The sequence below is a fragment of the Lysobacter enzymogenes genome (assembly GCF_017355525.1).
GTDB classification, from domain to species: Bacteria; Pseudomonadota; Gammaproteobacteria; order Xanthomonadales; family Xanthomonadaceae; genus Lysobacter; species Lysobacter enzymogenes_C.
On sequence record NZ_CP067395.1, the window covers coordinates 5211376 to 5233943 of the forward strand.

Annotated in this window: 4 protein-coding genes; 3 read left to right on the plus strand and 1 reads right to left on the minus strand. The window is 72.9% G+C overall.

Going from position 1 to position 22568, the window contains the following annotated elements:
- Positions 1-122 precede the first annotated feature (122 nt).
- Positions 123-1304 (plus strand): MFS transporter, encoded by a 1182-nt coding sequence (locus JHW38_RS22040; protein WP_242691041.1) that lies wholly within the window; start codon positions 123-125, stop codon positions 1302-1304.
- A 59-nt stretch (positions 1305-1363) separates the two neighbouring features.
- On the opposite strand, the gene JHW38_RS22045 is transcribed toward JHW38_RS22040, so the two are convergent.
- The gene (locus JHW38_RS22045; protein WP_207523428.1) at positions 1364-2662 is read right to left on the minus strand and encodes a TCR/Tet family MFS transporter; all 1299 of its coding nucleotides are present in this window, start codon (positions 2660-2662) and stop codon (positions 1364-1366) included.
- 286 nt (positions 2663-2948) lie between these two features.
- Here JHW38_RS22045 and JHW38_RS22050 point away from each other — a divergent pair, with 286 nt between their 5' ends.
- Positions 2949-8405, plus strand: coding sequence for a type I polyketide synthase (locus JHW38_RS22050; protein WP_207523429.1), 5457 nt, complete (start codon positions 2949-2951; stop codon positions 8403-8405).
- A complete protein-coding gene (locus tag JHW38_RS22055; RefSeq protein ID WP_207523430.1) occupies positions 8402-22558 on the plus strand; it encodes a non-ribosomal peptide synthetase in 14157 nt (4718 codons plus the stop codon). The genes JHW38_RS22050 and JHW38_RS22055 overlap by 4 nt, the downstream gene beginning before the upstream one ends.
- Positions 22559-22568 lie beyond the last annotated feature (10 nt).

Genomic DNA, 22568 nt, shown 5'->3' on the forward strand with positions numbered 1-22568 from the left:
TAGAGTGCACGCACTCGCCGGCACGCCGCACCGGCCCGCTTCCCCGCCGAATCCCCCTCTCCCATCGTCATGCCGGTGCGCCGCCCGCGCGCGCCGGCGATGTCCCGTCTTCGGAGTCCGCCGTGTTGCTCCCCCTGATCCTGCTGTCGGCCGCCGGTTTCACCGTGCTGACGACCGAATTCATCCTCGTCGGCCTGCTGCCTTCGCTCTCGCGCGACCTCGGCGTCAGCGTGTCGCAGGCCGGCCTGCTGGTCACCTTGTTCGCGTTCGCGGTCGCCGCCAGCGGCCCGTTCCTGACCGCTTATTTCGCCCGCTTCGAACGCAAGCGCTTGTTCATCGTCGTGCTGCTGCTGTTCGCCGCGTCGAACGTGGTCGCGGCGATGGCGCCGAACCTCGGAGTGATGGCGTTCGCGCGCCTGATCCCGGCGCTCGGCGTGCCGGTGTTCTGGGCGCTGGCCAGCGAAACCGCGGTCGACATCGCCGGGCAGGAACGCGCCGGCCGCGCGATCTCGATGATTTCCTTCGGCGTGATCTGCGCCACGGTGATCGGCGTTCCGACCGGCACGCTGATCGCCGACGCGTTCGGCTGGCGCGCGGCATTCGTCGCGCTGGCCGTAGCCTCGCTGCTCAAGGCCGGCATGCTCTACGCCTTCCTGCCCGACAGCCGCGGCGCGCAACCGCCGAAGCTGGCCGAACAATTCCGAGTGCTGCGCGACCCGCGCGTGGTCGGCCACGTGCTGATGTCGGTGCTGCTGTTCGCCGGCATGTTCACTGCCTACACGTATCTGGCCGACCTGTTCGAGCGCCTGGCCGGCTTCAACGGCGCGGTGGTCGGCTGGGCGCTGATGGCGTTCGGCGCGGTCGGCCTGATCGGCAACACCCTCGGCGGCCGCATCGTCGACCGCCATCCGCTGCGCGCCTCGCTGATCTTCAGCGTGCCGCTGGCGATGGGCCTGATCCTGGTCGCGCCGTCGGTGCAGGCGCTGCCGTTGTTCGCGCTCGCGCTGGCGCTGTGGGGCATCACCCAGGCCGCGCTGTTTCCGGTCAGCCACGTGCGGGTGATGAAGTCGGCGCCGCAGGCGCCGGCGTTCGCCGCCGCGCTCAACGTGTCCGGCGCGAATCTCGGCATCGGCGTCGGCGCGATCGTCGGCGGGCGGGTGATCGATGCGGTCGGCGTCGGCGGCGTGGGCTATGCCGCCGCGGCTTTGGTCGGCGTGTCGGTGTTGCTCGGTCTGGCGCTGATGTCGGCCGAACGCTCGGCGGCGCAGCGCGCTGCGCATGCGCCGGCGGAAACGGTCGCGTAACCGCCGCGTAACCGCCGCGCTGCGGTTTGCGTTCGCCGCGCGTGCGGCGAACGCGTCGCTCAGCTCAGTTCGGCGCCGACCTTGTGCGGCGCCGGCGCGACGGCCGGTTCGGCCGACGGCGTGGTCAGCGCCGGTTGCGCCTTCGAACGCGCCGGTATCGCGCGCCAGGCGATGCCCACGGCGACGATCAACAGCGCGCTGGCGATCAGATACGGCGCGCCGGGCAAGGCCAGCGGCGAGTCCGGCCGGGTGACGAAGGCGAAGCTGCCCGCGTACAGCACCGGCGCGAAGATGCCGGCCAGCGAGATCAACCCGGTCAACGCGCCCTGCGCGCGCCCTTGCGACTGCGCGTCGACGCGCTGGCTGACCATCGCCTGCGCCGCGGGCAGGGCCAGGTACCACAAGGCCGCGACCGGCATGCCCCAGAAGAACCAGCGGGTGTCGCCGGCCGCGAGCATCCACAGGCCGAGCGTGCCGCAGGCCAGGCCGAACATCAGCGTGGCGCGCTCGCCGAAACGCCGCACCATCGGCGCGACCAGCAGCACGCTGACCACCGCCGCCATCGCGCCGACCGCGGCCAGCACATAGCCGGCCTGCTTCTGGCCCCAGCCGAACTGGTAGTCGGCGTACAGCACGAACACGATGTGGTGCGAGAACTGCGCCAGCGAATGCAGGAACACGATCGCCGCCAGCGCCAGCACCTGCCGCTGTTCGCCGAGGAACCGCAGCGACAGGAACGGATTGGCCTGGCGCCAGTCGATGCGCGCGGCGCGGCGTTCGCGCGGCAGCGATTCGGGCAGCACCAGCCAGCCGTAGAGGAAGTTCGCCAGCGCCAGCGCCGCGGCCAGCCAGAACGGATAGCGCAGGTCGTAATCGCCGAGCACGCCGCCGATCAGCGGGCCGAGGATGAAGCCCACGCCGAACGCCGCGCCGAGCAGGCCGTACGCCTGGGCGCGATGTTTTTCCTCGGTGACGTCGGCGACGTAAGCGTTGGCGACCGGCGCGCTGGCGGCGAACACCGCCGAGACGATGCGACCGGCCATCAGCCAGGCCAGGCCGTCGGCGAGCGCCATGACCACAAAATCTACGCCTAACCCGAAGCACGACAGCAGGATCACCGGGCGCCGGCCGTAGCGGTCCGACAACGCGCCCAACAACGGCGAACAGGCGAATTGGATCGTGGCGAATACCACCCCGAACACGCCCACCCACCACGCCGCGTCGGACACGCCGCCGCCGACGAAGCGCTCGACCAGATGCGGCAGCACCGGAATGATGACGCCGAACGACAGCACGTCGATCAACACGGTGAAGAAAACGAAGATCAGCCCGGCTTTTCGCTTCGATGGCGAGCTCATGCGGTGGTCCATTCCTTTGGCCGTAGCAGCGTCGATCTGTGACGCTTATCGATAAATTTTTGCGAGCTGCGATGGAGATCGCCGGCGCGATTGTACAGCCGGATCGTCTCCGCCGACCGTTGTATACCGGATCGATGACACGCGTTTATAACGCATGAGTCAACATTCCGAATCTGCCGTTGGCCTCGTTGACGGGTGTAATGCGTTCTGGTTTAGGATGATATTGCGCACTGCGCCCGACCTCGCCTGAGGCCGGGGTCATGGATTGAATCGCAAGGACCAGGGAATGGAAACGCTTACGCGTAGTAGCACTGCGGCTGTCGCCATCGTCGGTATCGGCTGCCGTTTTCCGGGCGGCGGCAACGACCCGGAAACCTTCTGGAACAATCTTCGCCAAGGCCTCGACTGCATCGGCGAGGTGCCGGCGGATCGCTGGCATCGCGACAACTACTACCATCCGCGCAAGGGCGTGCGCGGAAAATCGGCCACCCGCTGGGGCGGCTTCGTCGACGGCATCGACCGTTTCGACGCGGGTTTCTTCGGCATTTCGCCGCGCGAAGCGGCGGCGATGGATCCGCAGCAGCGCTTGCTGCTGGAAGTGTGCTGGGAAGCGTTCGAGGACGCCGCGATCGTGCCGTCGTCGCTGCACGAGCGCGCGGTCGGCGTCTACATGGGCGGCTTCACCCTCGACTACATGCTGCAGCAGCTCGGCAACGCCGACTACCGCAACGTGGAAGCGCACACCGCCACCGGCTCGATGATGACCCTGCTGGCGGCGCGGCTGTCGTACGTGTTCGGCCTGCGCGGGCCGTGCATGTCGATCGATACGGCGTGCTCCTCGTCGATGGTGGCGGTGCATCTGGCTTGCCAGAGCCTGCGCAACGGCGAGTCCGACCTGGCCCTGGCCGGCGGCGTCAACGCGCTGCTCGGCCCGGCCTACACGATCGCCGAATCGCAGGCCGGCATGCTGTCGCCGACCGGCCGCTCGCGCGCGTTCGACTCGCGCGCCGACGGTTACGTGCGCGGCGAAGGCGCCGGCATCGTCGTGCTCAAGCGGCTCGACGACGCGCTCGCCGCCGGCGACCACATCTACGCGACGATCCTGGCGACCCAATCCAACCAGGACGGCCGCAGCCAGGGCATCACCGTGCCCAGCGCGGACGCGCAGCGCCAGCTGATGCGCGCGGCGCTGGCCGCGGCCGGCACCGCGCCGGCGCAGATCGCTTATGTCGAAGCGCACGGCACCGGCACGCCGGTCGGCGATCCGATCGAGGCCAGCGCGATCGGCTCGGTCATGAGCGAAGGGCGCGATGCGTCCGAGCCCTGCCTGATGGGTTCGATCAAGACGAACATCGGCCATACCGAGGCCGCGGCGGGCGTGGCCGCGCTGATCAAGGCCGCGCTGGTGCTCGAACGCGGGCAGGTGCCGCCGCATCTGCATCTGCTCCAGCCGAATCCGCAGATCGACCTGCAGGCGCTGAAGCTGCGCGTGCCGACCGAGCTGACCGAACTGCCGCAGCGCGACGGCGCCGCGCTGGCCGCGGTCAATTCGTTCGGCTTCGGCGGCAGCAACGCGCACGCGATCCTGCGCAGCGCGCCCGCGCGCAGCGCGAGCGCGACGCACGCCGCCGCGCAGGCGGCGCCGGGCCCGTGGCTGCTGCCGTTGTCGGCGCGCCATCCCGAATCGTTGCTGGCGCTGGCCGGCCGCTACGCCGACCGCCTCGGCGCCGGCGGCGCGCTGGCCGAGGCCGCGCTGCAGGACGTGTGCCGCGCCGCCGCGCTCGGCCGCGAGCATCATCCGCACCGCGCCTGCGTCGCCGCCGCTTCCACCGAACAGCTGGCGCAGCGCCTGCGCGAACTGGCCGACGGCGGCCGCGGCGACGGCGTGTGGCAGTCCGACGTGCCGGTGCAGGCCGCGCCCGGGCTGGTCTTCGTCTATTCCGGTTCCGGCCCGCAGTGGTGGGGCATGGGCCAGCAGCTGTACCGGCGCGAACCGGTGTTCAAGGCCGCGGTCGACCGCTGCGCGCAATTGTTCGCGCGGATCGCCGGCTGGGACCTGCTGCCGCACATGCTCGCCGACGCCGAGACCGCGCGCGCCAACGACACCGACGTGGTCCAGTCGGCCGGCTTCATCCTGCAGGTCGGCCTGACCGAACTGCTGGCGCAGTGGGGCGTGCGCCCGGCCGCGATCGTCGGCCACAGCCTCGGCGAGATCGCCGCGGCTTACGCCGCCGGCTGCCTGAGCCTGGAAGACGCGGTCTGCGTGATCCATCACCGCAGCCGCCTGTTGCACCGCATGGCCGGCCACGGCGCGATGCTCGCGGTCGGATTGACCCGCGAGCAGGCGCAGGAAGCCATCGACGCGCTCGGCGATGCGACCGTGTCGATCGCCGCGATCAACGGCCCGGCCCAGATCACCGTCGCCGGCTCGCTCGAAGGCATCGAACGCCTGCAGGCCGAACTCAGCGCGCGCGAGCTGTTCGTGCGCCGGCTGCGCGTGCAGGTGCCGTTCCACAGCTGCTACATGGACGGCCTGCGCGAGGAAATGCTGGCCTCGACCGCGGCGGTGGCGCCGCGCCCGGCGCAGGTGCCGCTGTATTCGACCGTCAGCGGGCAGCGCGTGGAGACGGCGATCCACGACAACGCCTACTGGTTCGCCAACATGCGCGAGCCGGTGCGCTTCGCCGACGCGGCGACCGCGATCCTCGCCGACGGCGGCGCGCATTTCGTCGAAATCTCGCCGCATCCAGTGCTGGCCTCGTCGCTCGGCGAATGCGCCAACGCCGCCGACCGCGCCGTGCGCATCACCGCGACCCTGCACCGCGAGCGCGACGAATCCGAACGCATCGCCGGCGCGGTCGCCGAGCTGTACTGCGCCGGCGTCGCGCCGGACTGGCGCGAGCGCCTGCCGCGCGGCGCGCACGTGCGCCTGCCGGGCTACGCCTGGCGCAAGGAGCGGCATTGGCACGAATCGGCCGGCTCGGCGCGCGCGCGCCTGGAAGCGCTGCCGCATCCGCTGCTGCAACGGCGCATCGACCTCGACCTGCCGACCTGGGAAGCCGATCTCGACAGCCCGCAACTGGAATTCCTGCAGGACCACCAGCTCGACGGCACCGTGGTGTTCCCCGGCGCCGGCTACGCCGACATGGCGCTGAGCGCGGCGCGCGCGGTGCATGGACACGACGCGCGCCTGGCGGTCGCCGACATCCGCTTCGAACGCGCGCTGTACCTGTCGCAGGATCAGGCCACGACCCTGCGCGTCGGCCTCGACCCGCGCAGCGGCGCGGTGCGCATCGCCAGCCGCGGCGAAGACGAGCGCTGGCGCACGCATTGCAGCGGCCGGATCGAATTCGACACCGACGCGGTGCCCGCGCCGGTCGATCTCGACGCCGTGCGCGCGCGCTGCCCGCGCGACATTCCGGCGCAGGAGTGCTACGCGTATTTCCGCAGCGTCGGCCTGCAGTACGGCCCGACCTTCCGCGGTCTGGTCGGCTTGCAACAAGGCGAGGGCGAAGCCGTGGCCCGGGTCGAAGTGCCGGCGCCGCTGCGCGGCCAGCTGGATACGTTCAACCTGCATCCGGCCGTGCTCGACCTGTGTTTCCAGACCCTGGCCGCGGCGCTGCCGCTGCAGGTGGAAGGCTCCAAGGTCTACATGCCGACCGGGTTCGCGCGCGGCCGCAGCTACGGCCCGTTCGTGTCCGATCTGGTCATCCACGCGCAGGTGACCCGGCGCGAGGACGACCGCATCCACGGCGACGTGTACGTGTACGCGCCGGACGGCGAACTGCTGCTGGCGGTCGCCGAGTGCACCGCCAAGGTGCTCGGCGGCGCCGGCGGCTTCATCGAGACGCCACAGCGGCTGTACGCGCCGGCGTGGCAGGAGGCGGCGCCGGTCGAGGCCGCGGAGGCCGCGCCGGGCGCGTGGCTGTTGCGCGGCGACGGCGCCTTGGCCGCGGCGGTCGCCGCGGAGCTGCGCGTGCGCGGGCACGACTGCATCGAACTCGACGCCGAAGCCGACGACGTCGGCTCGTGGACGCGCGCGCTCGACGCGCACGGCGCGTCGGTGCGCGGCGTCATCGACCTGGTGCCGCCGGCGCCGGCCGAACCGTCCCGCGCGCAGGCGCTGGAGCTGATCGCGCAGCGCTGCCTGCCGGCCTTCGACGCGGTGCGCGCGCTGGCCCAGCGGGTCGGCGCCGACAAGCCGCGGCTGTGGATCGCGACCCAGGCCGCGCAACGCGTGCTGGCCGGCGACCGCGCCGATCCGTTCGCCGGCGCGGCCTGGGGCCTGGGCCGGATCGTCGGCCACGCCGAACACATCGACTTCTGGGGCGGCGCGGTCGACGTCGAAGGCGCCGACGCCGCGACCGATGCGCGCTGCCTCGTCGACGAGTGCCTGGGGCAGCGGCGCGAGGACCAGATCGCCTGGCGCGACGGCCGCCGCTACACCCTGCAACTGCGCGACAGCGGCGTCGACGCGGCGCCGGACGCGTTGCCGGCGCTGCGCGCCGACGCGAGCTATCTGGTCACCGGCGGCCTCGGCGCGCTGGGCCTGGAAATCGCCGCGTGGATGGTCGAACGCGGCGCGCGCCATCTGGTCCTGATCGGGCGCACGCCGCCGCCGCCGCGCGCGCAATGGCGCGCGCTGCCGGCCGACCACGCCCAGGCCGGGCTGGTCGCGCGCCTGCTCGAACTCGAACGCGCCGGCGCCAGCGTCGCGGTGGAGTGCTTCGACATCGCCGACGCGGCCGCGCTCGACAGCTTGCTCGCGCGCATGGACAGCGAATGCCGGCCGCCGGTGCGCGGGGTGATCCACTCCGCCGGCGTGGCCCGGCCGCAGCTGCTGGCGCAGAGCGACCGCGACGAATTCCTGTCCGCGTTCCCGCCCAAGGCGATCGGCGCGTGGAACCTGCACTGCGCGTTCGCCGCGCGGCCGCTGGACTTCTTCGTGCTGTTCTCCTCGGTCGCCGCGCTGGTGGCGTCGATGGGGCAGGGCAACTACGCCGCCGCCAACACCTTCCTCGACCTGCTCGCCCAGCAACGGCGCGCGCAGGGCCTGCCGGCGCTGAGCGTGGGCTGGGGCCCGTGGGGCGACGTCGGCATGGCGATGAAGCTCGACCTGACCACGTTCTTCCACGACCGCGGCCTGTATCCGATGTCGGCCGACCAGGGCTGCCGCGCGCTCGGCCGGCTGCTGACCGCGCCGGAGCTGCCGCATGCGGTGGTGCTCGGCGCGAAGTGGACCCGGGTCGGCGAAACCAGCCCGCTCGGCATCGCCGCGCCGCACATCCAGGCGCTGGTCGAGGCCGAACGCGCCGAGGACGCGCAGGCCGGCGCCGCCGCCGGCGACGCGCCGGTCGACATCCACCTGCGCCTGGCCGAGTGCGAGGACGAGGCCGCGCTGGCGCGAGCCCTGGCCGAGTACGTGCGCGAACTCGCGTGCCGGATCCTGCGCGCCGATCCGGCCGCGCTGGACCTGGACGACAGCATTTCCCAGCTCGGCCTGGACTCGATGATGGCGATCGAGATGAAGAACCGCATCGAGCATTCGCTGCGGGTCGGCCTGTCGGTGCTGGAACTGCTCAAGGGCGCCACGCCGAACCAGCTCGGCGCCTTGCTGGCGGCGCAGATCCAGGCCGACCGCGTCGCCGCGCAGGACGCGGCGGTGGCCGAAGTGCTCGCGCAGATGAGCGAGCTCAGCGAAGAACAACTCGAAAGCCTGCTGGCGGGCGGAGACGGGGAATGAGCGACCTGGAATCGAAACTGCGCGCGCTGACGCCCGCGCAGCGCGAACTGCTGCTCCGCACCCTGGCGCGCAAGCGCGGCGCGGCCGAGCCGGACGCCGACGCGCAGGCGCCGCTGACCGATCCCGAGGACGCCTGGTTCGCGCTGTCCAGCGAGCAGCTGGCGCGCTGGGCGCAATACCGGCTGCGGCCGCACGAGCAAGGCGCGCACAACAACGTGTTCGCCGCGCGCGTGGACGGCGCGGTCGACGCGGAGCGGCTGGCCGCGGCGCTGGCGGCGCTGCTGCGCCGCCATCCGATGCTGCGCGCGCGCATCGGCGAGCATGCGGGCGAGCCCGCGCAACGCATCGAGGCGCAAGTCGGCGAGGCGCTGACGGTCGTCGACGCGGCCGGGCTGTCGGACGTGCAGCTGCGCGAGCGGGTCATCGAAGACGCGCTGCGCGCGTTCGACCTGGAACGCCCGCCGTTGCTGCGCGCCGGCCTGTACCGGCGCGGCGCCGACGAGGCGGTGCTGATGCTCGCCTTCGACCACATCGCCGGCGACGGCTGGTCGTACTGGCGGCTGCTGGAGGAACTCGGCGCGCTGCTCGCCGGCGCGCCGCAATCGATCGACGCGGCCGCGCAGGCCGCTTCGGCCGGCGGCTATTCGCACCGCGTGCGCGAGCAAGCCGAATGGCTGCGCGGCGCCGACGCCGAGCGCCAGCGCGACTACTGGTCCGCGCACCTGGGCGGCGAACTGCTGCCGCTGCCGTTGCCGGCCGACGCGCCGCGCCCGGCGCGCGGCAGCGGGCGCCGGCACCTCGCGCGCCGGCGCTTGCCGGCGCCGCTGGCGCAGCGCCTGCGCGAACTCGCGCGCACGCACGACACCACCGTATTCGGCGTGCTGCTGGCCGGCTACAAGATCGTCCTGCACCGCTACACCGCGCAGGAAGACATCGTGGTCGGCTCGCCGGTGCCCGGGCGCGGCGATCCGCGCTGGAGCGAGGTCGCCGGCGACTTCGTCAACGTGCTGCCGCTGCGCGACACGGTGTGCGGCGAGGACAGCGTGGCCGCTTTGCTCGCGCGCGTGCGCGACACCGTCTATGCCGGCATGAACTGCCAGGATTATCCGTTCGGCGCCTTGCTCGAACGCCTGCCGCTGCGCCGCGGCGGCGACGACAACCCGGTGTTCCAGACCCTGTTCGTGCTGCAGAACGCGCGTCACGGCGCGGCGCTGGCCGGGCTGTGGCGCGACGACGCCGACGCGCCCGCGGTGAACTGGGGCGGCTTGGCGCTGCGGCCGTACCCGCTGCCGCTGAGCAGCGGCGGCCACGGCGGCGTCGGCCTGATGTTCGAAGCGCTGGAATGGGACGACGGCATCGGCCTGGTGCTGTCCTGCGACGCCGACCGCTATCGCGCCGACACCGCCGAGCGCATCGCCGACGCCTGCGCGGCCGCGCTGGAAGGCATGGCCGCCGACCCGCGCGCGAGCGTCGCGGCGCTGCCGATCCTCGGCGCGGCCGAGCGCGCGCAGCTGCTGGAAACCTTCAACGACACCGCCGCGCCGTTCCCGCAGCGGCAGTGCGTGCACGAGCTGTTCCAAGCGCGCGTCGCGTCCGCGCCGGAGGCGATCGCGCTGGTCGGCGAAGGGCAGCGCTGGAGCTACGCCGAACTCGACGCGCGCGCCAACCGCTTGGCCCATCGTTTGATCGAGGCCGGGGTCGGCCCGGAGCGGCGGGTCGCGGTGTGCATGCAGCGCTCACCGGCGATGGTGGTGGCGCTGCTGGCGACCTTGAAGGCCGGCGGCGCCTACGTGCCGCTGGATCCTGGGTATCCGGCCGAGCGGCTGGAGGAACTGCTGGCCGACTGCGCGCCGCAGGCGCTGCTGGCCGACGCGGCCGGCCGCGCGGCGCTCGGCGAGGCGGCGCAGACGGCGATCGACCCCGCGCAGGAGCGCGACGGCGCGGCCGAGGCGCCGCGCGTCGACGGCCTGAACCCGCGCAACCTGGCTTACGTCATCTACACCTCCGGCTCCACCGGCCGGCCCAAGGGCGTGATGGTCGAGCACCGCTCGGTGGTCAACCGCCTGGAGTGGATGCAGTCAGCCTACGGCTTGCAGCCCGGCGAGCCGGTGCTGCTGAAGACGCCGTTCTCGTTCGACGTGTCGGTGTGGGAGTTCTTCTGGCCGTTGCTGCACGGCGCCACCATCGTGGTCGCCGCGCCGCAGGCGCACAAGGACCCGGCCGCGCTGGCCGCGACCATCGTCGAGTACGGCGTGACCACCGTGCATTTCGTGCCGTCGATGCTCGGCGCGTTCCTGCAATCGCCGCACGCGCCCGGTTGCGTGTCGCTGCGCCGCGCGGTGTGCAGCGGCGAAGCGCTGCCGGCGTCGCTGGTGCGGCGCTGGCGCGAGCTGCTGCCGGCGGCGGCGCTGCACAACCTGTACGGCCCCACCGAGGCCACGGTCGACGTGACCGCGTGGACCTGCCCGGACGATTTCGATGCCGACACGGTGCCGATCGGCAAGCCGATCGACAACATCCGCGCCTACGTGCTCGACGCCCGCGGCGAGCCGGTGCCGCTCGGCGCGATCGGCGAGCTGTACCTCGGCGGCGTCGGCGTGGCGCGCGGCTATCTCAACCGCGCCGAACTGAGCGCGGAACGCTTCCTGCCCGATCCGTTCCACGCCGAAGCCGATGCGCGCATGTACCGCACCGGCGACCTCGCGCGCTGGTCGCGCGACGGCGAACTGCTGTACCTGGGCCGCAACGACCATCAGGTCAAGATCCGCGGCTTCCGCATCGAGCTCGGCGAGATCGAAGCGCGCCTGTGCGCGCTCGCGCCGGTGCGCGAAGCGGCGGTGCTGGCGCAGGGCGAGGGCGAGTCGGCGCGGCTGGTCGCCTACGTGCTGGCCGACGCCGACGACGGCCTCGCGGCGCAACTGCGCGAGCGCCTGCTGGCGAGCCTGCCCGAGCACATGGTCCCGTCGGCGTTCGTGCGCCTGGACGCGTGGCCGCTGACCCCGAACGGCAAGCTCGACCGCCGCGCGTTGCCGGCGCCCGACGCCGCCGCGCTGGCCCAGCACGCCGACTACGCGCCGCCGCAGGGCGAGGCCGAGATCGCGATCGCCGCGGTCTGGCGCGAACTGCTCGAACTCGACCGGGTCGGCCGCGACGACAATTTCTTCGCCTTGGGCGGTCATTCGCTCAAGGCCATCGCGATGGCCGAACGCCTGCGCCGGCACGGCTGGGGCGTGGAGGCCGGCGCGGTGTTCGCCGCGCCGACCGTGCGCGCGCTGGCGGCGCAGGCCTGCGTCGCGGCCGCCGCCGCCGGCGCCGACGAGGCCGCGCCGGCGAACCTGATCGTGGCCGGCGAGCCCATCGAACCGTCGATGCTGCCGCTGGCGACGTTGAGCCAGGACGAGATCGACCGCATCGTTGCGGCCACGCCGGGCGGCGCGGCCAACATCGAGGACATCTACGAACTCTCGCCGTTGCAGCAGGGCCTGCTGTTCCACCACCTGCTCGCGGCCGACGGCGGCGACACCTACGTGCAGCGCTGGACCTTGGAGTTCGATTCGCGCGAACAGCTGCAACGGTTCCTCGACGCGGCCCAGGTCGCGCTGGACCGGCACGCCGCGTTGCGCACCGCGCTGCACTGGCAGGACCTGTCGCAGCCGGTGCAGGTGGTGCTGCGGCGCGCGTCGTTGCCGGTCGAGGAACTGCCGGCGCGCGACGACGCCCACGACGGCGCGCACGAGGACGTGCTGTCGGCGCTGCTGCGCCACAGCGACCCGCGCCGCCAGCGCCTGGACCTGAGCGCGGCGCCGCTGCTGCGCGCCTGCGTCGCGCAGACCCGCGCCGGGACCTGCTATCTGGCCCTGCTCGGCCACCATGCCATCGTCGATGGCGCGACCTTGCAGCTGCTGCTCGACGAACTTGGCGAAATCGCCGCCGGCCGCGCCGCCGCGCTGCCGCCGTCGTGGCCGTACCGCAACTTCATCGCCGCCGCGCGGCGCCAGCCGGCGCAAGCGCACGAAACCTATTTCCGCGCGCGTCTGCACGACGTCGACGAACCGACCGCGCCGTACGGCGTGTTCGACGTGCACGGCGGCTCGGACCTGCTGCAGTCGCGCAGCTTGCTGCCGGCGTCGCTGTCGGCGCAGGTGCGCGAGTGCTGCCGCCGCGCCGGCGCCACCCCGGCTGCGCTGTTCCACCTGGCCTGGGCGCTGGTGGTCGCGCGCGCGAGCGGGCGCGAGACGGTCGTGTTCGGCACCGTGCTGTCCGGCCGCCAGCGCGCCGGCGAAGGCGCGCAGCGCGCGCTCGGCCTGTTCGCCAACACCTTGCCGCTGCGGGTCGACCTCGCCGGCACCGCCGCGCAGCAGGGCCTGGAACGGATCCAGGCGCATCTGGCCGAACTGCTCGAACGCGAACAGGCGCCGCTGGCGCTGGCCCAGCGCTGCAGCGCGGTCGACGCCTCGCTGCCGCTGTTCACCAGCGTGTTCAACTACCAGCGCCACCGCGACCTCGACGACGACGGCGAACTGCGCCTGTGGGACGGCGCGCGCGTGCTCGGCGGCGAGCAGCGCAGCAACTATCCGCTGTCGCTGAACCTCGACGACGACGGCCGCGGTTTCGGCGTCGGCGTGCAGTGCTGCGAGCCGATGGACCCGCAGCGCATCGTCGCCGCGATGCAGGCCGCGGTGGAGGAACTGGTGCAGGCGCTGGCGCAGCGGCCGCAGCGGCTGCTGGCGCAGCTCGATACGCTGCCGGCCGGCGAACGCTCGCTGCTGCTGCACGACTTCGGCACCGGCCAGCCGCCCGACGGCGACGAACCGGCGCCGGCCCTGGTCCACGCGCGCATCGAAGCCTGGGCGCGGGCCACGCCCGACGCGCCGGCGCTGCTCGGCGCGGATGGGCTCAGCTACGCCGAACTCAACGTCCGCGCCAACCGCCTCGCGCACCGGCTGATCGCGCTCGGCGCCGGGCCGGAGCAGCGCATCGTGCTGTGTCTGGAGCGCTCGCCGCAGATGCTGGTCGCGGTGCTGGCGGTGCTGAAGTCCGGCGCCGCGTACGTGCCGCTGGACCCGGACTATCCGGCCCAGCGCCTGGCCGACAGCCTCGCCGACACCGCGCCGCTGGCGATCCTGGCCGACGCGGCCGGCCGCGCCGCGCTGGCCGGCGTCGAAACGCGCGCGCCGCTGCTGGACCCGGCGCAGTCGCTCGCGTCCGCAGCGGACCTCGCCGACGCAGGCATCGATTCCGACGCCGATCCGCAGGTCGCGGGCCTCGGCCCCGACTCGCTGGCCTACGTCATCTACACCTCCGGTTCGACCGGCCGCCCCAAGGGCGTGATGATCGAACACGGCCAGCTCGCCGCGTCGACGCGCGTGCGCAACGCCTATTACCGGGACTCGCCGCAGCTGCGCTTCCTGCTGCTGTCGCCGCTGGCGTTCGACAGCTCGGTCGCCGGCCTGTTCGGTACGCTGTGCGCCGGCGGCGCGCTGTGCCTGTCCGCGCGCGACGCGGCGCTGTCGCCGTCCGCGTTGGCCCGCACCATCGCCGAACACCGCATCGACCGGCTGCTGTGCGTGCCGTCGCTGGCGCGGCTGCTGCTGCCCGAACTGCGCCGCGGCGCGCATGCGAGCCTGCAGGCGATCATCGTCGCCGGCGAACCGTGTCCGCCGGCCTTGGCGGCCGAACTGGCCGCGCTGCGCGGCGACGGCGCCGAACCGATCGCGCTGTACAACGAATACGGCCCGACCGAAGCCACGGTCTGGGCCAGCGTGCACCGCTGCGGCGACGACGCCGGCGCGACCGTGCCGATCGGCCGGCCGATCGGCGGCGCGCGCATCTACCTGCTCGACGCGCACGGCGAACCGGTGCCGCTCGGCGTGCCCGGCGAATTGTTCGTCGGCGGCCGCGGCGTCGCCCGCGGCTATCTCAACCGCCCCGATCTGAGCGCCGAACGCTTCCTGCGCGATCCCTTCGCCGCTGGCGCCAACGCGCGCATGTACCGCACCGGCGATCTGGCGCGCTGGCGCGCCGACGGCGCCCTGGAATACCTCGGCCGCAACGACGCCCAGGTCAAGATCCGCGGCTTCCGGATCGAGCCGGGCGAGATCGAAGCGGCGCTGCTGGCCTGCGAACACGTCGCCGAAGCGGCGGTGATCGCGCGCGAGGACGCGCCCGGCGACAAGCGCCTGGTCGCGTACGCGGTCGCGCGCGCGGACGTCGCGCTCGACGCGGCCGCGCTGCGCGAGCAGTTGGCGCGCACGCTGGCCGAACACATGCTGCCGTCGGCCTACGTGCAACTGCCGGCGCTGCCGCTGACGCCGAACGGCAAGCTCGACCGCCGCGCCTTGCCGGCGCCGGACGCCGGCGCGCTGGCGGTGCGCGGTTACGAAGCGCCGCAGGGCGAGGCCGAACAGGCCATCGCCGAGGTGTGGCGGGAACTGCTCGGGGTCGAGCGGGTCGGCCGGCACGACAACTTCTTCGCCCTCGGCGGGCATTCGCTCAAGGCCATCGGCATGGTCGAGCGGCTGCGCCGGCACGGGCTGACGGTCGACGCCGGCGCGGTGTTCGCCGCCCCGACGCCGCAGGCGCTGGCCGCGCGTCTGGCCGCGAACGCGGTCGCGAGCCACGACGCCGCGGCCTCGCTGGCGGCGCCGGCGAATCTGATTCCGGCCGACGCCGTCGCGATCGATCCGTCGATGCTGCCGCTGGCGACGCTGACGCAGGACGAGATCGACCGCGTCGTCGCCGCCACGCCGGGCGGCGCGGCGAATGTCGAAGACCTCTACGGTCTGTCGCCGTTGCAGGAAGGGATGCTGTTCCATCATCTGTTGGTCGGCGGCGAAGGCGACGCCTACGTGCAGCGCTGGATGCTCGGCTTCGACTCGCGCGCGCGCCTGGACGAATTCCTCGATGCGGCGCAGCAGGCGATGGCGCGCCACGGCGCGCTGCGCACCGCGCTGCATTGGCAGGGCCTGAGCCAGCCGGTGCAGGTGGTGCAGCGCCACGCCGAGCTGCCGCTGGAGGAACTGCCGGGGCAGGGCGACGCGGCGCAGGCGCTGGAAACGTTGCGGCGCCATACCGAGCCGCAGCGGCAACGCCTCGACCTCGGCCGCGCGCCGTTGCTGCGCGGCTGCGCCATCGAAGCCGGCGACGGCGCCTGTTATCTGGCGCTGCTCGGCCACCACATGGTCATCGACCACGTCAGCCTGGAACTGCTGCTGGAGGAGATGCACGCCACCGTCGCCGGCGACGCCGCCGCGCTGGCGCCGCCGCAGCCGTATCGCGACTTCATCGCCGCGGTGCGGCGCGCGCCGACCGAAGCGTTCGACGAGTACTTCCGCGCGCGCCTGGGCGACATCGACGAGCCCACCGCGCCGTTCGGCGTGCTGGAAGTGCGTGGCAACGGCCAGGACGTGCGCGAAGCCGAAGTGCCGCTGCCGGCCGAATTGTCGGCGCAGCTGCGCGAGGTCGCGCGGCGGCTCGGCGCGACCCCGGCGGCCTTGCTGCATCTGGCCTGGGCGCTGGTGGTCGCGCGCGCCAGCGGGCGCGAGACGGTGGTGTTCGGCACGGTGCTGTCGGGCCGCCAGCGCGGCGGCGAAAGCGCGGCGCGCGCGCTCGGCCTGTTCGTCAACACCTTGCCGCTGCGCGCGGACCTCGGCGCGACGCCGGTCGCCGAAGCATTGGCGGCGATGCAGGCCAATCTGGCCGAACTGCTGAGCCACGAATACGCCTCGCTGGCCCAGGCGCAGCGCTGCAGCGGCGTCGACGCGGCGCGGCCGCTGTTCACCAGCGTGTTCAACTACCGCCACAACCGCAACACCCGCGCCGGCGCCGAAACCCCGCTGTGGGACGGCGCGCGCGTGTTCGAAAGCCAGGAACGCAGCAATTATCCGCTGCTGCTGAACCTCAACGACGACGGCGAAGGCTTCTCGTTCGGCGTGCAGTGCTGCGAGCCGATGGACCCGCAGCGCATCGCCGCGAACCTGCGCATGGCCGTGGCCGGTCTGGTCGACGCGCTGGCGCAGCGGCCGCAATCGCCGCTGGCGCAGATCGACGTGCTGCCGCCGGAAGAACGCGCGCTGCTGCTGCAGCAGCGCAACGACACCGCGGCGGCGTATCCCGAACACCGCTGCCTGCACGAGCTGTTCCGCGCCCAGTGCGACGCCACGCCCGACGCGGTCGCGGTCATCGGCGAAGGCCGGCAGTGGAGCTACGCCGAACTCGACGCGCGCGCCAACCGCCTGGCCCATCGCCTGGTCGGCGCCGGGGTCGGGCCGGACAAGCACGTGGCGGTGTGCATGCAGCGCTCGCCGGCGATGGTGGTCGCGCTGCTGGCCACGCTGAAGGCCGGCGGCGCCTACGTGCCGCTGGATCCGAGCTACCCGCCGCAGCGGCTGGCCGAGCTGATCGAAGACGCGACCCCGCTGTTGCTGCTGGCCGACGCGGTCGGCCGCGGCGCGCTGGGCGAAAAGACGCTGGCCGAGCGCGCGCTGCCGGCGCTGGACCCCAACGACGACGTCGCCGGCCCCGGGCACGACCCGCACGTGCCGGACATGCATTCGCGCCGGCTCGCCTACGTCATGTACACCTCCGGTTCGACCGGCCGGCCCAAGGGCGTGATGATCGAGCACCGCTCGGTGGTCAACCGCCTGGCCTGGATGCAGACCGCGTTCGGCCTGCAACCCGAAGAACGCGTGCTGCAGAAGACGCCGTTCACCTTCGACCTGTCGGTGTGGGAATTCTTCTGGACCCTGCTGTGGGGCGGCACCCTGGTGGTCGCCGCGCCCGATGCGCACAAGGACCCGGCGGCGCTGGCGGCGACCATCGTCGAACACGGCGTAACCACCGCGCACTTCGTCCCGTCGATGCTCGGCGTGTTCCTGCAGGCGCCGGAAGCCTCGCACTGCCGCTCGCTGCGGCGCACGATCTGCGGCGGCGAAGCGCTGCCGGCGGCGATGGTGCGCAAGTGGTACGCGCGCCTGCCGTGGGCGAGCCTGCACAATCTCTACGGGCCGACCGAAGCGACCCTCGACGTCACCGCCTGGGATTGCCCGTCGGATTTCGACGCCGACGCGGTGCCGATCGGCCGGCCGATCGACAACATCCAGGTCTACGTGCTCGACGCGCGCGGCCAGCCGGTGCCGACCGGCGCGGTCGGCGAGCTGTACCTCGGCGGCGTCGGCATCGCGCGCGGCTACCTCAACCGCGCCGAGCTCACCGCCGAACGCTTCGTGCCCGATCCGTTCCACCCCGACCCCGATGCGCGCATGTACCGCACCGGCGACCTGTCGCGCTGGTCGCCGCAAGGCGACCTGTTGTATCTCGGCCGCAACGATCACCAGATCAAGATCCGCGGTTTCCGGGTCGAGCTCGGCGAGATCGAAGCCAACCTGTGCGAATGCGACGAGGTGCGCGAGTCGGTGGTGGTGGCGCACGGCAGCGGCGAAGCGACCCAGTTGCTGGCCTATGTGCTGGCCGCGCCGGATCCGGAACTGGCGGCGTCGCTGCGCGCGCAACTGCTGACGCGCCTGCCCGAGCACATGGTGCCGGCCGCGTTCGTGCGCCTGGACGAATGGCCGGTGATGCCGAACGGCAAGCTCGACCGGCGCGCGTTGCCGGCGCCGGACGCCGGCGCGCTGGCGGTGCGCGGCTACGAGCCGCCGCAGGGCGAGACCGAGCAGGTCATCGCCGCGGTGTGGCAGGAATTGCTCGAAGTCGAGCGGGTCGGCCGCCACGACAACTTCTTCGCCCTCGGCGGGCATTCGCTGAAGGCGCTGGCCATGGTCGAACGGCTGCGCCGGCACGGGCTGACGGTCGACGCCGGCGCGGTGTTCGCCGCGTCGACGCCGCAGGCGCTGGCCGCGCGCCTCGCCGCGAATGCGGCGGCCGACGACGGCGCGACGGCGTTCGTCGCGCCGCCGAACCTGATTCCGGCCGACGCCGACGCGATCGATCCGTCGATGTTGCCGCTGGCGACGCTGAGCCAGGGCGAGATCGACCGCATCGTCGCCGCCACGCCCGGCGGCGCGGCCAACATCGAAGACATCTACAGCCTGTCGCCGTTGCAGGAAGGCATGTTGTTCCACCACCTGCTCGCGGGCGAGGAGGGCGGCGCCTACGTGCAGCGCTGGATGCTCGCGTTCGATTCGCGCGAGAGCCTGAAGCGCTTCCTCGCGGCGATGGCGGTCGCGGTGGAGCGTCACGGCGTGCTGCGCACGGCGTTGCATTGGCAGGGTCTGGCGCAGCCGGTGCAGGTGGTGCAGCGTCGGGCCATGTTGCAGGTCGACGAATTGTTGGTGCAGGACGATGCGCTAGGCGAACTGCGGCGCTACACCGATCCGCGCCGGCAACGTTTGGCCCTGGACCGCGCGCCGCTGCTGCGCGCCTACTTCGCCCAGGCCGGCGACGACGCCTGCTATCTGGCCTTGCTCGGCCATCACGCGATGGTCGACCACATGACCCTGGAGCTGCTGCTGCAGGAACTGCGCGAGATCGGCGCCGGCCGCGCCGAGGCTTTGCCGCCGCCGCAGCCGTACCGCGACTTCATCGCCGCGGTGCGCCGCGCGCCGTCGTCCGACGACTACTTCCGCGCCCGCCTCGGCGACATCGACGAGCCGACCGCGCCGTTCGGCGCGCTGCGCGTGCACGGCAGCGGCCGCGACCTGCGCGAGGCCACGCTGGCCTTGCCGGCGCCGCTGTCGGCGCGCGTGCGCGAGCTCGCGCGGCGCCTCGGCGCCACGCCCGCGGCTGTGCTGCATCTGGCCTGGGCGGTGGTTGTCGGACGCGCCAGCGGCCGCGAGGCGGTGGTGTTCGGCACGGTGCTGTCGGGCCGCCAGCACGGCGGCGAGAACGCCGCGCGCGCGCTCGGCATCTTCGTCAACACCTTGCCGTTGCGGGTCGACCTCGGCGATGCCGACGCCGGCGAAGCGCTGGCTGCGGTCCAGGCCAATCTGGCCGAACTGATGCGCCACGAGCACGCCTCGCTCGCGCAGGCGCAGCGTTGCAGCGGCGTCGACGCGGCCTTGCCGCTGTTCACCAGCGTCTTCAACTACCGCCACAGCCGCGACGCCGGCAGCGCGCCGGCGCTGTGGGACGGCGGCCGCGTGCTCGGCGGCGAAGGCCGCAGCAACTATCCGCTGGCGCTGAACCTCAACGACGACGGCGAAGGGTTCTCGTGCGACGTGCAATGCGCCGCGCCGCTGGATCCGCAGCGCATCGGCGCCAATCTGCAAGCCGCGGTCGAGGGCTTGCTCGATGCGTTGGCCGGCGAGGCGCGCGGCAGCCTGGCCGGAATCGATGTGGTGCCGGCCGCGGAGCGCGCTTTGCTGCTGGAACGCTTCGCGCCGACGGACGCAACCGCTGCCGACGGCGAAACCGACGCGGGCGAGCGGCCCGACGTCGCGCCCGCAGCCGCCACCATCCACGCCCGCTTCCACGCCCAGGCGCAAGCGACGCCCGACGCCGTCGCGATCAGCTGCGGCGAACGCCGCCTCAGCTACGCCGAGGTCGAAGCCGCGTCCAACCGGCTGGCCCAGCACCTCGGCTCGCTCGGCCTGCCGGCCGAATCGCGCATCGCCGTGTGCCTGCCGCGCGGCCCGGAATTCGTCGTCGGCCTGCTCGCCGCGCTCAAGGCCGGCTGCGCCTATGTGCCGCTGGACCCGAGCTACCCGCTGGAACGCCAGCGCTACCTGCTGGCCGACAGCGACGCGCGGGCGCTGCTGACCGACAGCGCGCAATGGCAGCGCCTGCAATCCGCCTGCGACGCCGACACGCCGCCGCAAGCCGTGTTGCTCGACGACGCGGCCACCGCCGCCGCCATCGCCGCGCAGTCGCCGCGCGCCGCAGACCTGCGCGCGCACGCCGCCGGCGCGCAGTCGCTGGCCCACGTCATCTACACCTCCGGCTCCACCGGCCAGCCCAAGGGCGCGATGCTCGAACACGCCGGCGTGGTCGAACTGATGACCGCCAACGGCCGCATCGGCTTGCGCGCCGACGACTGCTTCGCGCATTGCTCCAGCCAGTCCTTCGACATGACCACCTGGGAAGTCTGGGGCGCGTTGTTGAACGGCGCGCGCCTGCATGTGGTGCCGCGCGAGGCCTTGCTCGACGGCGCCGCGCTCAACGCCGAACTGCTGGCCTGCGGCGCGACCCAGATGATGCTGCCGACCGGCCTGTTCAACGAACACGCCGATGCCTTGCAGCCGGCGTTCGCGCAGTTGCGCGACCTGTTGGTCGGCGGCGACGTGCTCGACCCGGCCAGCATCGCCCGCACCCTCGGCAGCGCGGCGCCGCCGCAGCGGTTGTGGAACGTCTACGGCCCGACCGAAACCACGGTGATCGCGACCGCTCATCGCATCCTCGCCGAGGACTGCGCCGGCGCGATTCCGCTCGGCCGGCCGATCGCCGGCGCGCGCCTGTACCTGCTCGACGCGCACGGCCGGCCGGCGCCGCTCGGCGCGGTCGGCGAACTGCACATCGGCGGGCGCGGCGTCGGCCGCGGCTATCTGGGCCGCGAGGCGCTCAGCGCCGAGCGCTTCGTGCCCGATCCGTTCGCCGCCGCCAGCGGCGCGCGCATGTACAAGACCGGCGACCGCGCGCGCTGGCGCGCCGACGGCGCGCTGGAGTTCCTCGGCCGCAACGATTTCCAGGCCAAGATCCGCGGCTACCGGGTCGAGCCCGGCGAAATCGAAGCGGCGCTGGCCCACTGCGACGGCGTGCGCGAAGCGGTCGTGGTCGCGCGCGGCGAATCGGCCGGCGACAAGCATCTGGTCGCGTATCTGATCGCGCGCCCGGGCCACGCGCTGGAACCGGCGCAACTGCGCGAACAGCTGAGCCAACGCCTTGCCGACTACATGCTGCCGTCGGCCTACGTCGTGCTCGACGCGCTGCCGCTGACGCCGAACGGCAAGCTCGACCGCGCCGCCTTGCCCGCGCCCGACGCCGCGGCGCTGGCCGCGCGCGGCTACGCGCCGCCGCAAGGGCCGGTCGAACGCGCCATCGCCGAGGTCTGGCAGGACGTGCTCGGCGTCGAACGCGTCGGCCGCCACGACGATTTCTTCGCCCTCGGCGGCCACTCGCTCAACGCGATGTGTTCGCTGACGCGCCTGAATCAGGCGCTGGGACGCGAGGTGCCGCTGACCGCGCTGCTGGCGCGGCCGAGCGTGGCCGCGCTGGCCGCCGCGCTGGAACGCGACCTGCACGGTTTGCTGAGCGTGCCCTTGCGCCGCAGCGACGCGGGCGTGCCGACGTTCTGCCTGCATCTGATCGACGGCAGCGTGACGCCTTACCTCGCGTTGTCGCAGGCCCTGGGCGAAGACGGCCCGGTGTACGGCTTGCAGGCGCCGGATCCCGACGATGCGCAGGCCTACGGCTCGCTGGAAACTCTGGCCGAGCGCTATGCCGACGAGATCGAACGGGTGCAAGGCGAAGGCGGCTGCCGCCTCGTCGGCTGGTCCGCCGGCGGCGTGTTCGCGACCCTGGTGGCGCAGCGCCTGGAACTGCGCGGGCGCCGGGTCGAAACGCTGGCCCTGCTCGACAGCCGGCCGATCGAAGCGCAGACCGAAGCCGACGAATGGGTCTACGCGATGGCGCTGGCGATCGGTTCGATGCGCGGCCGCTTCCTGGAGCCGGACGAACACGCCGTCCTGCGCGAACGCCTGCGTGCGCCGGAACTGCACTCCGAAGCCTTCCTGTCGCCGTCGGCGCAGGACCGCGCGCTGGCGTTCCTCAGCGAATGGACCGGCGAACCGGTCGACCCGCAACAGTTGACCCATCTGCGCAGCCGCATGCGCACCATGCTCCAGTGCTTCCGCCTGCTGCGCGGCTTCGAACCGCCGTCGCTGCGAGTCCGCCCGCACCGCCTGTGGGTCGGCGAACCCGGCACCCAGGCGTGGCCGCTGCATGCGCACAGCGAACGCGACGGCCAAACCCATTCGCGCGTCGACGGCGACCACGAAAGCATGATGCAGCCGCCGCACGCGGCCGGTCTGGGGCGCGCGATCGTGGCGGAATGGCGGCGCCGTGCGGCTGTGGACGCAGACGCAACCGCAGGTGCGGGGGCGGGCGCAAATACGCGCGCGGACGCAACTGCGAGCGCGGACGCAGAAGTGGGCGCGGACGCAGAGGTGGGCGCAGAAGCGCAGGCGGGCGCGGACGCATGAGCGTGACCGC

Coding starts and splice junctions, on each gene's coding strand:
- JHW38_RS22045 (WP_207523428.1), bottom strand. CDS start 2,662: ATGAGCTCGCCATCGAAGCGAAAAGCCGGGCTGATCTTCGTTTTCTTC.
- JHW38_RS22050 (WP_207523429.1), top strand. CDS start 2,949: ATGGAAACGCTTACGCGTAGTAGCACTGCGGCTGTCGCCATCGTCGGT.
- JHW38_RS22055 (WP_207523430.1), top strand. CDS start 8,402: ATGAGCGACCTGGAATCGAAACTGCGCGCGCTGACGCCCGCGCAGCGC.